Below are 13,204 nucleotides of genomic sequence, written 5' to 3' on the forward strand. Positions count from 1 at the left end.
CATGGCCAGCCTCACTCCATCCGTCGCGGCACCCACTACGCCAAGCAACATAGCTGAATGGGTCATGACTCAAACCGAAAGCATTCTCAGCGATGCCATCAACGGGCCGATGCAGGCACTCTTCGAAGCACTCATGCCGGTCATCGTGGTGGGCCTGACTCTGCAATTCGTTGTGTACGCGTTTGCGCTCATGCACGGTCAGAGCAATATGACCGTCACCGAGTTCTTCCGCAAGGCCATTCTCGTGGCGATTGTGTCCATGATTTTTGGCGCAGGCGGCCTGTACCAAAACGACATTGCCAAAACCATGATCGCACTGCCTGACGATGTCACACAGCTCGCACTCGGCACGGGCAACGTGGCGGCAGAAGTCGATAAGCTGCAGAACGAAACCAGTGAGGCATCCAATGCCATGCTGGGCGCAAGCGACCGGCCCTGGTACAACTTCATGCCTTCCACCAGGGAAGTGCTGGTCAGCATCCTGGCGACGCTGCTGCGAATCAATGCGGCCGTCGTTGGCAGCATCATCATGGTCATTGTGGTGGTCTGCAAAGTCGGCATGGCCTTGGTGGTTGCAGCAGGGCCACTCTTTATCGCCGCGACATTGTTCGAGCCAACAAAGCCTCTCTTCAATAACTGGGTTTCACAGGCATTGAACTTTGTCTTCCTGGCTTTGCTTGCAGGCTTGGTCTTCGGCCTGATCCTGCAACTCAACATCCAGCTGATCCGCATGATCGCTGACCAGATAGAAACAGGAATGGCCGACGTGCTTTCACTGTTCGGCGCTCAGGTGCTCGTCGGCGCTGCCAGCCTGGTCATCATGATTCTGATCCCCGGCCTCGCCGCCGGTCTCTCCAACGGCTTCGGCGCTCAACTCGGTGTCGGTTCCGCCGCCCGGGGCGCGTTCTCTGTTCTGCGTCTGCGCAGCATGCTGCGACTGCGCGCCAAGTAAGCCTTTCCCCACCCGCTGCCCAGCGGGGCCATCACACCCTTCCTTCTGCTCACGCGGCAGGACAGGAGCCCATCCCATGCAAAAACTCATTGCCGCCCTGGCGCTGGCCGGGCTGCTGGCCGGCTGCGCCTTTCATGCGCCCCAACCCCCACAGCCTGCTGACGGGCCGCGTGTGCCGGTGAACGCCAGCGCACCGATTTTCAAAGGAGTCTGAACCGTGGCAGAACCTCTCAAGTCTGAAGACGTGGCTGCCTGGCTGGAACAATCGCGCGGCCTGGAGCGCGACCACCTGGGCGAACTGGTCACCAGCCGCAAGCGCGCCTGGCAGGTTGCGATGGGCGCGGGGCTGATCGCCTTTGCCGCTGTCGCTGCCGTGGCGGGATTGACGCCCCTGAAGCAGCCGCCCGAAATGTATGTAGTGCGCGTGGATAACGCCACCGGCAGCATCGAGCATGTCAGCACCCTGGGCGAACCGATGGAAGACTACGGCCAACGCATCGCCAAGTATTTTCTGAACACCTATGTACTGAACTGCGAAGGCTATAGCTGGCAGACCATCCAGGATCAATTCGACACCTGCGCCCTGCTGTCATCGCCGCCCATTCAAGTGCAGTACGGCAAGCGTTTCGAAGGGCCGGATGCCGTAACCACTCGGCTAGGCACCCTGGGTACGGTCGATGTTCAGGTTCATTCCATCACCCTGGGCGCCAATCAGGCCGCCATTGTCCGCTTCACCAGAACGGAACGTGAAGTCTCCACCGGCAACGTGACCAGGACGCGGCACCTGATCGCCACCATGGCCTACCAGTACGCCGACGTACCCCTCACGGAAGCCGTCGCCCGGCGCAACCCGCTGGGCTTTCAGGTGGTGCGCTACGACCTGGCAGCCGACCTGTCGCGCTGAACCGACCTGGATCAGAAGGAACCCCCATGTTTGAACTCTTCCCACGCAGTCGGGCGGTGGCGCTGCTGCTGTGCACTGGCCCTGCCAGCCAGCGCCTGGGCGCTGGAGACGCCCCGCGCTTCACGGCTCGACCATCGGGTGCGCTATGTCAACTATGACCCGGCCAACGTGATTCAGCTCGATGCGGTGATCGGAGTCGCCACTCACATTCAGCTGGAGCCCGGCGAAACCTATCAGTATCACGTATTTGGCGACAGCCAGGCTTACGCCTTCACGTACAAGAACCACCACCTGTTCTTCAAGCCCACCGCCGAAGACGCTCATACCAACCTCATTGTCATCACTGACCGGCGCGAATACAGCTTCCGACTGTCCTACAGCCACGACCGCAGCGCCCCGGCCCTTTACAAGCTGGTGATGCGCTACCCGGAAGTGGAAGCCCGCATGAAGGCACAAGCGGCACAGAAGGCAGCAGTTGAGCGCTCGTTGCAGGCATCTGCCGGCACGATGAACTGGCAGGCATACACCCGCAGTGGCAACGCCAGTATCGCGCCCGTTCACGCCTGGGATGATGGCCGCCACACCTGGCTGCAATTCCCGCCGGAAACCGACATGCCCACGGTGTACCGCGTGACCCCTGACGGCCAGGAAGTCATTACCAACTATCACATGGCGGATGAACGCACGATGGTGCTGCATCGCACCTCGCCACGCTGGCATCTGCGCCTGGGCAACCAGGTGCTGGCCATCCATAACGAAGCCTTTGGCCTGACCCTGTACCCGCCCACACCGGCACAGCATCCCCCACCGTCCGGCGCACGGTGAAAGGCGCGGCAGCGCCTGTACCGACGCTGCGAGTTCGGGAGATCTCGCCATGAAGGAACAGCCCATGAACGACACCGATCCGCGCCAGGATCAGACCACCGCAGCCAGCCTGGAGCGCGAAGCCCTGAACCTGGAAACCGCCGGGCGCAGCGCCCCACGTGGCGCACGCGCTTTCTGTGGCTCACCATCCTGGTGGCCATTGCCGTGGCCATCGGTGTGCTGCTGAAAGCCTGGAGCCGGGAACCAGCGCCTGCCAGCGACAGCAGTCTGGAAGCCGATCAAAGCGGAATCACCAACCGGCTGAAGCCGCCCAGGGTGGAGCGCCCCGCGCCACCCAAACCCTTGCCACCCCCAGCACCTGGACCTGTCTCAGCGCCCGCCTATGTGCTTCCACCACCCACGCCCTCAGCACCGCCGCCTGTCGATGAAGTGGCGCTGCGGCGATTGGCGAGCCCGCTGCAGGCGGGCGGCGCAGAAGGCGGCAGCGCAGGCAGCCGTCCGGCCAGCGCCCCGGGCGGCCCCTACAGTGATGCCGGTCCACTGGCCGACAAGCTGCGGCCTTTGGAACTTGCGCCCTCTGTGGCCGGGCAGCTGGGGGATCGCAACTTCCTGCTCACCCAAGGCACCATGATCGACTGCACTCTGCAGACCAAGCTGGTCAGCACCCAACCGGGGCTGCTCACCTGCCTGGCCACCCAAGATGTCATGAGCGCCAACGGCAAGGTCAAGCTGATCGACGCCGGCACCAAGTTCACCGGCTATCAGTCCGGCGGCATCCAGCAGGGCCAGGCCCGCGCCTTTGTCACCTGGAACCGGCTGGAAACACCCGCTGGTGTCATCGTTGAGTTGGCCTCACCCGGCACCGGCCCACTAGGCGAAGCTGGGCTGGACGGTCATGTTGACAACCATTTCTGGGAACGCTTCGGCAACGCCATCCTGCTGTCCCTGGTCGGCGACTTCGGCAACTGGGCATCGAACCAGGGCCAGTCCGGCGACAACAACATCCGATTCGACAACACCGCCCAGGGCGGGCAAGAAGCTATCGCCAAGATTCTGGAAAAGTCTCTGGACATACCCCGACCCTTTACAAAAACCAGGGCGAACGCATCGGCATCATGGTCGCCCGTGATCTGGACTTCAGCCATGTCTACGACCTTGAACTTACCCCTTGAAGTGGTACCTTTTGATCGCGCCATTTCTGTGCGGACTTTTCTGCGGCCCCTGGCCCAGCATCTGCAAGACCCGAAAGTCACAGAGATCGCCATCGTGCGCGAGGGGCATCTGTACGCCCGCACGGACGGACACTGGATATCGCACGACTGCGAGGAACTGAGCTACCCGCACCTGGAAGCATTAGCGACGGCACTGGCGGCCTACAACCACATGGCGCGCAACCCCATCATGTCGGTGGTACTGCCCGATGGGGAGCGCGGCCAGATCATTCTGCCGCCGGCCTGCATAGACGGCTCCATCGCCATCAACATCCGCAAACACGCCACGGAAACTTTCTATCTGAAGCAGCTGGCATCCGGCGGGGCGTTCAAATCCACCATGGATGCCACCGCCAAATATGGTGCTGACGGCCTGTCGAAACTCGATCAGCGGCTGCTGATACTGAAAAACAGGGGAGACTATTTCGAGTTTTTGGTGGACGCCGTCCGCGCGCGCAAAAACGTGGTGATTTCGGGTGCAACAGGATCAGGCAAAACCACCTTTGCCCGATCCCTCATGAATGAAATACCCGTCCATGAACGCCTTATCACCATTGAAGACGTACATGAACTGATCCTGCCCTGGCATGAAAACCGCGTCCATATGATGTACGGCGGCACACGGGGCCGAGTGTCGGCCACCGACTGCCTGGCTGCCTGCATGCGCCTGTCGCCCGACCGGATTTTCCTGGCAGAGTTACGCGGCCCGGAAAGCTGGGACTATCTGGCTGCGCTGAACACTGGCCACCCGGGGTCCGTCACCACGACACACGCCAACAGCGCAATCGACGCCTTCGACCGGCTGGCCATCCTTACCAAGCAGTCACCCACCGGCGGCAATCTGGACTTGCCCACAATCCAGACCTTTCTGCAGCAGACCGTGGACATTGTCGTGCATGTCGAGCAGTTCCGCGTGAAAGAAATCTGGTTTGAACCCCGGCGCCACGTCGTCGCCTGAGTTCCCGCAACAGCGCCACACCCAATCCATTCGACCCGGCAGTCTGCCGGGTCCCCTACCCCCGAACCCGTGTGAGGCGCTGCACACACTCCGGGCGGCCCTTGCATGGGCTCGCCCGGAGCATCTTCAATGACCACACCCATCCGCACCCCTTTTCACAAGGATGCCAACCTGCAGCGGCTGTCAGCCGCCATGCAACGTGCCATGCAGAAAGCTTCACAGGCCATGGCTGACGCCGCTGAGAAACAAGCCACCACCCCAACACCATTCATGCTGCCCGGCATGAACGAAACGGTACGCGCCATCCCGAACTACATTGCCCGCAGCGCCATCTTTGCTCCAGTGCGTCGCGGGTGGCGTCCTCTCCACGATGAAACCGTGTTCCTGGAGGGGAGCCACATTCTGCTCAAGGGTTCTGGCAAGCAGCTGAGCGAAGACCATGCCGACATCTGGATGCACGCCATGTATCTGCAGACCACCGCCCTGCTGGGCGAAGCGCCGGTTATCAACCGTGCCGACTTCCTGCGCGGCATGGGCCGGCCCACAGGCGGCAGCGCCTACGAATGGCTGCATGAAGGCATGAAAGACCTGGCCCGCTTTACCCTCTGCATCGAGGCACGCAGGAAAGACGGCTCAGTGAAATACAGTTATGGCCGCCACCCTTCCACCCGTGTGATTGCCATGATTGGGGGCTTTGACTATCACGAACCCACAGGCAGCTACACCCTGTATGCCGACCCTCGCTGGGCGCAGATATTCGGCAACCGGGAATATGCCCTGGTGGACTGGGCCAAGCGCCTGCAGATGCGTCATGACCTCTCAAAAAGCCTGCAGCGGCTGATTGGCACCTCTGCCGACATCCAGCAGAAATACAGCCTGGACATCCTCAAGCAACGCGCCCAATACACCGGGCGCATGCGGGATTTCCGGGTCACGCTGGAGCGTAGCCTGGACGAACTGGAAGCCCTGAAAGTCATCGCAGAACCCCGGATTGAAGCCGCGACTCGGGGCCATGAACAGGCGGTCTGGACGCGCCTTGAACGGTAGTTTTTCATCGTCATAGCATCGCGCTTCATCCCCAAAAACAGCCATTTCCGGCCCGATTTTCGGCCTGTGGATAAGTGGTTTTTGGCGTCGTCATAGCATCGCGGCAAGCGCGTCATAAGATCGCGGCCTTTCGTCAGAACATCGCGCTTTATCGTCACAGCATCGCGCAAGATTTTTGAAACCCGCATGAATGCTGGCTTTCCAGCCATCGCGACGCCTTCTACCTTATTTCTACCTTTCTTCTACCAAACCGGCCTGTGAACAAGTCATGCCGTCGGCCCGCCTGACGCGCAGCATTTCTCCTCTTCACGCGAAGCCATCTTGCATCGCCACGCTGTACAGCCGCAAAGCGGCTGTCGGTCAGCAACGAAGCCAGCACCCGCCCACCTGGGCTACCCCTTCTTTCACCCCAAGCACTGCCCATCAAGTCACAGGGCAAAGGAGACTCCATGCACTCGACCATCGACACCCGCATGCTCAACATCGCACAGGAAGCCGCCCTCCATGGCATCGGCACCATGAGCCTGGGCGAAGCGCTCACTGCGGCACTCATCCTGAACCGCTGCGACTGGCTGCGCGAACGCGGCTACAGCATCGCTGAAGCCCTGGAGCGCATCGGCCCGGAGTGGACAGCGCGACTTCGCGAAGTCGAAAGACAGTTCTACGACGAAGTCACCCAGACCCGGCTGCGCTTTAATTTCGAGATTCTTCCTCACCCAGCCGACACAGGCAGCTTCACCCTGCGCCTGCTGGAAAACGGCCAGGAAGTCGGCGGCGGTCAATTCTCCACCCACGGCAAGACTGCCCCGTTCACAGACGAACAATCCGCCTACGACGAAGCGCTGGCCACGGGCCGCTCCTGGCTGGTCGCCAAGCAGTCTGCCGTCTTTCCTGAACTGTCGCGATAAGCGGCACCTATCCCCTGGAATCCTATGACTGAACCCGCTCCCGTCGCACGCTACCGGGCCGCGCTCGCTGAGCTGGACCCTCGCATCAGCATCGCCGCCCAGCTGCGCGCGCTCTTTCCTCTGATCGAAGCTGAGCTCACCGCCGGCGTTCCCCATGCTGCCGTGCTGGATGATCTGGCCGCAGCGGGCCTGTCGGTGCAGTACAGCACCTACGCCATCACGCTGTACCGCTGGCGCAAAGCCCAGCGGTCTGCTGCAGCCAAACCTGCATCGCAGCCCAAGCCACATGCCGCGCCCGCCACACCCCAAAAGCGCCGCCCACATCTGCACCAGCCCTTGATGCCATCCAGGGCCGGCCCAGCAACATCGAGACGCCCGGCGACCTGCGCAAGATTCGCGACATGCGTATCGACCTGGAAGCCCTACGCCGTGAAGGCAAGTAACGCCCCTTCTTCTCTGACTGCACCACCACAAGGAATAAACCATGAAAGTCGCCGTTCTCAACTACACCGGCTCCGTTGGCAAGACGGTTGTTGCTTCCCACCTGCTAGCGCCCCGCATGAACGGGGCTCAGATTTTTGCGGTGGAATCCACCAACGAAACCGGGGCCGACCTGGGTCTGAACGTCGATCAGCTACGCGGTGAGCACTTTGGCCGCCTGTTCCGCGAACTGCTCACCCGGGATGACGCCATTGTCGATGTCGGGGCCAGCAACATCGAAGATTTTCTGACTCACATGATGCGTTACGAAGGCGCGCATGAAGAAATGAGCTACTTCGTGCTGCCGGTCATCAACACTGGCAAAGCCCAGCGCGAAACCATCAAAACCGTGGCCGCGCTGGCTGCGCTGGGTGTGGACTCGGACCGGGTACGGATTCTGTTCAACCGTGTCGATAGCAGCGTGGAAGAAGAGTTTCCCTCCATCCTGGCCTATGCCGCCAAGTCGGGCGAAGTGCAGGCCAACGCCCAGGCTGCCATCTATGAAAACGAAGTCTTCGAACTGCTAGCCGACCAGCGCACCACCATCGCGGATGTCCTGGCCGACCAGACCGACTATCGCGCCCTGCTGCGCAGCGCTGACCCTGACGACCATGCTCGCATCTCGCAGCTGAGTAACCGCCACGCCCTGCGCGCCCTGGCCAAGCCAGTGGACAGACAGATGAATGCAGCCTTCGCTGCACTGTTTTCGTAATCTGTCATGGACGCCCACACCCCGCCCAGCGGCCCCCGTTCAAAACTGGATTTGCTGTACCACGAAGTCCTGGGCGAAGTCGCCGGCCTGGTGGACAGGCTGGAAGCCGTCACCCGCAACCTGAATGCCGCCCAGCAGCAGATGCAGTCCATGAGCGAGGCGCAACAGATGTTGCCCCAGCAACTCGGTCGCCACCTGAGCGCTACGCTTGAAGCGGCGTCAAAGCCTGTGAATCTACAGCTTCAGCAGTCCCTTCAATCCATGCTGAGCGATACCGGCACCCGCCTGGATCAGTTGAGCCGGGAATCCGCCCAGTATGCCCGTATCGCCCACCAATCCGCTCGCCGCATGGCGTTCATTGCCCTCGTCGTAGGCGGCACCGCCGGCGTGCTCGGCGGGCTGCTGGCCGGGCTGGCCCTGGGCCAGCTTCTGATTCCTTGAGGGTCATGCTCCATGTCCACCCTGATCTCACCCATCACCCGGCGGCGTATCGCCGCCTTTTCCTGGCCGTCTTTCCGGCCACTACCTGGATGCTTGCCGCCACCTGGGCCAGCCAGATGCACTGGCGCGACTGGAACGCCCATACCTTCCGGCATTTCGTGATGCTCACGCCGCAATACCCCGTGCTCTGGGGCGCCCTGGGTGTCGGCCTGGTGCTTTCCCTGACACTGATTCTATTCATTGGTCGCACCGCCAGGACCGAAGGTTTTGAAGGCGCAGCCTACAAGCGCTTTGTGCGTGGCACCCGCACCACCAGCGCCAACAACCTGGCACGCCAATGCGAAGAACGCGACACGATGCAGATAGATGTAGGCGGCATCCCCATGCCAACCGCCAATGAAAACCTGCACCTGCTCATCAGTGGAGCGACGGGTTCCGGTAAATCCGTACTGCTGCGGAACATGGCGGCATCGGTACTCAAGCGCTCGCAGCATGACATGGCCCGGCATATTCCCGGCCAAACGCCCACACACAATGACCGCATGATCGTCATTGACCCCAATGGCGATCTCCTCAGCAAATTCTGGCAACCCAACGATGTCATCCTCAACCCCTATGACGCCCGCAGCCAGGGCTGGTCCTTCTTCAACGAAGTGCGCGCCGATTACGACTGGAAGCGGCTGGCCCGCTCCATGGTTCCCATGAGCCAGGATCGAAATGCGGAAGAATGGAACGATTTCGGCCGCCTGCTGCTGCGCGAAACCGCCAAGAAACTCTATGAATTGCAGGGCGATGAAGCCAGCATCATGGACCTGTTCCGCCTTTGCACCATCGAAGACCCCAAAGTCCTGAAGCAGTTTCTGGAAGGCACCCTGGCAGAATCCCTGTTCGTCGGTTCCAGCGAAGCCAGCAAGGCGCTGTCCTCTGCCCGCTTCGTACTGTCGAACAAGCTCTCGGAACATACCGGCATGAAACCGGGCAGGTTCTCCATCCGCGACTGGCTGACAAAGCCCGACGGCGGCAACCTGTATATCAACTGGCGCGAAGACATGATGAGTTCCATGAAACCCTTGGTTTCGTCCTGGGCAGAACGTGTTCATTACCTCCATCCTGTCCATGCCCGAAAGCGCACACCGACGCTGGTGGCTTTTCATTGACGAACTGGCCAGCCTGGAAGCTTTGCCCTCACTGGAAGCCGGCCTGACCAAAGGACGGAAGAACGGCCTGCGCATCGTGGCGGGCCTGCAAAGCACATCACAACTGGAACATATCTACGGACGCACCATGGCCACCACCATCCGGGCCAGCTTCCGCAACCTGGCCGTGCTTGGTGGCTCCCGCACCGACCCGCAGACCGCCAAGGACATGAGCGAAAGCCTGGGCAAGCATGAAGTGGAACGGCCCAAGTTCAGCATCAGCCGCAGTGCGGACAACCGCAATACGTCGGACAACATGGAACGGGTGACGGAGGAGGTGGTAACGGCGGCGCAGATACAGGCGCTGCCAGCGCTGGGCGGGTATGTGGCATTGGCGGGGGATTATGCGATTGCTCGGGTGGAGTTACCGTTCAGGGAGTATGTGGTGGCTGCGGGCGCGTTTCAGGAGTCTGGGAAGATACTTTGAACTGATTTCGCCATAACGAAATTATCTGTCAGATAAAACACCGAGAAAACTATAAACAGCCAGAGGGGCATGCACACCGATTTCATGGGCATTCAGCATTAGAGGACTGCAGAGAGATTGGTATTGTGTGACCACTACCACTTAACAGCACGGCTTTGTATTACCGATGATTCCCACTCGATTATTCATAGCTACTAATTTTCATTAAAAATCAACATATTACGACATATATTTTTGTCAATGCCATGAAAAATGCCATGTTCAGCTTCACAGCACTTGAGTGACACCAAGAAATCAGGGCAACCTCACAGCGCTCTGACGCTGCCGAAGGCTGTCCGCCCAAGTCGCCAAGGCATCAATCTCGGCCGTCAGTGCTTCTGGCCTCGGCAGAGGGCGGTTCAACGTAGCGGCGGCGCTATGCAGCAGTTCGGAACAGCGACCAAAGCCATCACGCATAGTCTCACAGTCGGGAACCGTGATCGCGGTCAGCTTGACCAAGCCAGGCGTCCTCACTTCGTTGGACAGTCGCCGGATAACATGCCCGACAGCTTCTTCAACCGCGATTTCCCAAGTATCGCGCAACGTTGCTGCGATGGATTTGACAGTTTTTCGCCACTCGTCTTGATTGCCTTGCTCGAAATGGTAGCGTTCACCAGCAAGCTGATTGCTCAGACTTGTGGTGATGTCACTGACCCGACGGGCTTTGAATGGCGGCTCGCTGCGGCAGAAGCCTGCCTTGTCAGCTCCCCGGCTGATGGAGCTAATCGCCACCGGCGGCTTGGGCTGGGCATCATTCGCCGCGCGATTCAGCTCAAACAGGAACGCCAGATCATGCGTGAAGACGATAACCTGGCGATGCACGGCCTCAGCTATCAGGCGCTTGGCCACGGCCTCCCGGTGCATATGGTCGAGCGATGAAACGGGATCGTCAAAGACGATACCGGACTTGTTTTCGGTGGTGGCGAGTTCGGCCATAAACGCGGCCAAGGCAACGCAGCGGTGCTCGCCTTCGCTCAAGACCTGCCCCACCGCAGCCGTGGGCTTCCGCGTAAGTGCGACCTTGAAGCGAGGGATGCCCTGAACGCTATTTTGCTGCCGAAGCTCCACAGCGAGACCTGCAATCTCGAAGCTCGCCACCTCGCGAGCGAACTGTGCGCGTAGCGCGTCCGTGACCAAATTCTGAGCGATCTCGGTGCTCTTGGTGGTGACACGGTTGGTCGCAGTGTCCCGCTGGGCCGTCTCAAGCCGTGCGATTTTTTCTGGCGTTCGATTTCGGCGAGAACATCGGCTTTGATGCCACCAAGCCATTGCCGATCCACAAGCTCGGCCTGTTCGGTAAGCAAGGCGGCGCGAGCTGGAGAGCCCGCCTCTGCTGCAAGGGCGTTCGCTCGAGTCTCAATGCCCTCAGCTTGATCCACCAGCGCCTGACGCGAATATTCCGGAACGGGCACGTCAATAGCAGCGCTTGGATTTGCGTGGCGTCGCCTGATCTGGCGATGACGCCACAGGGCGCGCAGGGTCGCGCCCCTAATCTCCAGCGCCAAGGCATCCTGACGCAGTTCGTCGCGGATGGTTGCCACAATGTTCGCCAGCTCTGACAACGAAACAGACTCGCCCTTGAACGCTGTTAGCGCTCTGTCGTATGCGACACGCGCAGCATCGGCACGTTGCTGGCTGTCGTCGCGCACAAAAGTCTCGAAGCGATTGAGGCGATCAGCGGCGACGGGGGTCAATTCCTGCTGGCAAAGCACGCATACGCTGCCAGGATCTGTCACGGGGAATCGCTGTTCGGGATAGGCTTCCGCGTCAGAAAATGCTCTGGCGCTGGCCCATAGCGCCTGCCAAACATCCGACCCAATCTGCGGCAACGGTTCGTCGCGGAAGAGCGCACTGGAAGCAGCTTCTGCCGCCCGGCGCGTGGCATCGCTATCAACAGCAAGGCGGCGCAGGTCTTTGGCGGTATCGTCGCTGATTGAAGCAAATAGCCGATCTAGGCGCGCAACCTGCCCGTCAACCTTGGTCTTCAACGCCGCAAGTTGGCGCGCCGCGCGAGCCGGATCACCAGCCAGGTCCGCAGTGAGCTGCGCCAATCGGTCTTGCTCTGCTTGCGTGAGCGTAGCCATCGTTTCGACCGTCGCCGGCGCAATGCTGGCGGTGAGCCGAGCCATGAGCCTGCCAACCTCTGTCTCCCTGCTGCATGCTGGCGTCTTGATCGCTTCGGGAGTTTGCGCCTTTATCTGCGCAATCTCGGCTGCCAACTTGTCCTTGACCGACTTACAGAGCTGCGCCAGCGCACCCAGTAGTTTGAGCGGAAACGGCGTGTAAGCCACGTCATTCGTATCGTCAACGTGGACGTTCGCAGTGCGTGAATCGAACACGCTAATGCCTGAAAGTGCGGTGTCGGCAGCCTGTCCAAGCTGCCAAGCACAAGTGCGGTTCTGGCCGCTGATCGCGTATTCAATCGTGGCGCTCGGCGTACCTGGCGCTGGGTCATAGATGTCAGGGACGATTTCCTCAGTCCGACCAGGCATACGGGCGCGACAAACCTTCTTGAGAATACGTGCGTAGCCGGACTTTCCTGATCCGTTGTCGCCGTAGATGATGGTCAAACCGACACGGTGAAGCGTCAGCCGCTGATCGGGGGCCAGGGCGTTAACATGCCGAACTCCATGCACCTGACGTAGATAGACTTCCCCTGATCCTGGTTCGGGCCACGAAGGTGCCCTGCTTCCAGTGGGACGGCTGGGTTCTCGCCCTTGCAGATGGAAGTCAGCTCGTCGATCTCGGCCGGTTCCAAGGCTACTTGCGTTGCAAGTCGGCGCAATGCGTCACGCTGCCAGTCAGGACAATCAGCAGACCATGCAAGGATATTGGCGAGAGCCTCTGCTTCCGTCGTCATACACCTTCGCCTCTCGGTTTGCACCCGCTACCTGTACCAGCCTTCTCCAGGTGCCTGCTCACAGCCTCGGATAGGGTCTCGCCGGGCTGCCAGCCGAACAGCTCGCGGATGCTCGCTGTTCGCGCGTGGCTCGGCGGCTCAAACTCATAGCCGGCGGCGACCATCTCGGCTTCTGCTTCCTCGGTCACAAAAAAGAGGTCAGTTGCGTTGTGCGGCTTCATGCGCTGTGACTCCAATAGTCACT

15 protein-coding genes are annotated in these 13,204 nt (G+C 60.6%); 12 read left to right on the plus strand and 3 right to left on the minus strand.

What is annotated here, in order from left to right; all coding sequences use genetic code 11:
• Nucleotides 1-64 precede the first annotated feature (64 nt).
• From N7E01_RS05100 to N7E01_RS05155, 12 genes are all read left to right on the plus strand, one after another.
• A complete protein-coding gene (locus N7E01_RS05100; RefSeq protein WP_289174836.1) occupies nt 65-952 on the plus strand; it encodes a TrbL/VirB6 family protein in 888 nt (295 codons plus the stop codon).
• A 76-nt stretch (nt 953-1,028) separates the two neighbouring features.
• Nucleotides 1,029-1,166, plus strand: a complete 138-nt coding sequence (locus N7E01_RS05105) for a hypothetical protein (RefSeq protein ID WP_026483152.1) — start codon at nt 1,029-1,031, stop codon at nt 1,164-1,166.
• Nucleotides 1,167-1,169: 3 nt separating this feature from the next.
• Nucleotides 1,170-1,856, plus strand: coding sequence for a VirB8 family type IV secretion system protein (locus N7E01_RS05110; RefSeq protein ID WP_128355411.1), 687 nt, complete (start codon nt 1,170-1,172; stop codon nt 1,854-1,856).
• A 30-nt stretch (nt 1,857-1,886) separates the two neighbouring features.
• Nucleotides 1,887-2,681 (plus strand): P-type conjugative transfer protein VirB9, encoded by a 795-nt coding sequence (gene virB9, locus N7E01_RS05115; protein WP_289174837.1) that lies wholly within the window; start codon nt 1,887-1,889, stop codon nt 2,679-2,681.
• 64 nt (nt 2,682-2,745) lie between these two features.
• Nucleotides 2,746-2,907 carry a hypothetical protein gene (locus N7E01_RS05120; RefSeq protein WP_289174838.1) on the plus strand — a complete coding sequence of 54 codons (162 nt, stop codon included), beginning with the start codon at nt 2,746-2,748 and terminating at the stop codon, nt 2,905-2,907.
• Nucleotides 2,908-3,110: 203 nt separating this feature from the next.
• Nucleotides 3,111-4,850, plus strand: a complete 1,740-nt coding sequence (gene virB11, locus N7E01_RS05125; RefSeq protein WP_289174839.1) for a P-type DNA transfer ATPase VirB11 — start codon at nt 3,111-3,113, stop codon at nt 4,848-4,850.
• Between the two features lie 129 nt (nt 4,851-4,979).
• On the plus strand, nt 4,980-5,897 hold the full coding sequence (locus N7E01_RS05130; protein WP_128355415.1) for a TrfA: 918 nt from the start codon (nt 4,980-4,982) through the stop codon (nt 5,895-5,897).
• Nucleotides 5,898-6,346: 449 nt separating this feature from the next.
• Nucleotides 6,347-6,805, plus strand: coding sequence for a hypothetical protein (locus N7E01_RS05135; RefSeq protein WP_128355416.1), 459 nt, complete (start codon nt 6,347-6,349; stop codon nt 6,803-6,805).
• A 484-nt stretch (nt 6,806-7,289) separates the two neighbouring features.
• Nucleotides 7,290-7,997: a StbB family protein gene (stbB, locus tag N7E01_RS05140; protein ID WP_128355418.1), complete on the plus strand. Its 708-nt coding sequence runs from the start codon at nt 7,290-7,292 to the stop codon at nt 7,995-7,997.
• Between the two features lie 6 nt (nt 7,998-8,003).
• On the plus strand, nt 8,004-8,438 hold the full coding sequence (locus tag N7E01_RS05145; protein WP_128355419.1) for a hypothetical protein: 435 nt from the start codon (nt 8,004-8,006) through the stop codon (nt 8,436-8,438).
• Between the two features lie 5 nt (nt 8,439-8,443).
• Nucleotides 8,444-9,595 carry a type IV secretion system DNA-binding domain-containing protein gene (locus N7E01_RS05150; protein WP_289174840.1) on the plus strand — a complete coding sequence of 384 codons (1,152 nt, stop codon included), beginning with the start codon at nt 8,444-8,446 and terminating at the stop codon, nt 9,593-9,595.
• Nucleotides 9,555-10,061 (plus strand): type IV secretion system DNA-binding domain-containing protein, encoded by a 507-nt coding sequence (locus N7E01_RS05155; protein WP_289174841.1) that lies wholly within the window; start codon nt 9,555-9,557, stop codon nt 10,059-10,061. The genes N7E01_RS05150 and N7E01_RS05155 overlap by 41 nt, the downstream gene beginning before the upstream one ends.
• A gap of 294 nt (nt 10,062-10,355) precedes the next feature.
• Here N7E01_RS05155 and N7E01_RS05160 read toward each other — a convergent pair whose 3' ends face one another.
• The 3 genes from N7E01_RS05160 to N7E01_RS05170 form a co-directional block, all read right to left on the minus strand.
• The gene (locus tag N7E01_RS05160; protein WP_289174842.1) at nt 10,356-11,078 is read right to left on the minus strand and encodes an AAA family ATPase; all 723 of its coding nucleotides are present in this window, start codon (nt 11,076-11,078) and stop codon (nt 10,356-10,358) included.
• Nucleotides 11,075-12,670, minus strand: a complete 1,596-nt coding sequence (locus N7E01_RS05165; RefSeq protein WP_289174843.1) for an AAA family ATPase — start codon at nt 12,668-12,670, stop codon at nt 11,075-11,077. The genes N7E01_RS05160 and N7E01_RS05165 overlap by 4 nt, the downstream gene beginning before the upstream one ends.
• A 286-nt stretch (nt 12,671-12,956) precedes the next feature.
• Complete coding sequence (locus N7E01_RS05170; protein ID WP_289174844.1) at nt 12,957-13,181, minus strand: transcriptional regulator; 225 nt, start codon at nt 13,179-13,181, stop codon at nt 12,957-12,959.
• Between the last annotated feature and the right edge of the window lie 23 nt (nt 13,182-13,204).

This window comes from Neopusillimonas aromaticivorans, from assembly GCF_030344915.1.
GTDB classification, from domain to species: domain Bacteria; phylum Pseudomonadota; class Gammaproteobacteria; order Burkholderiales; family Burkholderiaceae_B; genus Neopusillimonas; species Neopusillimonas aromaticivorans.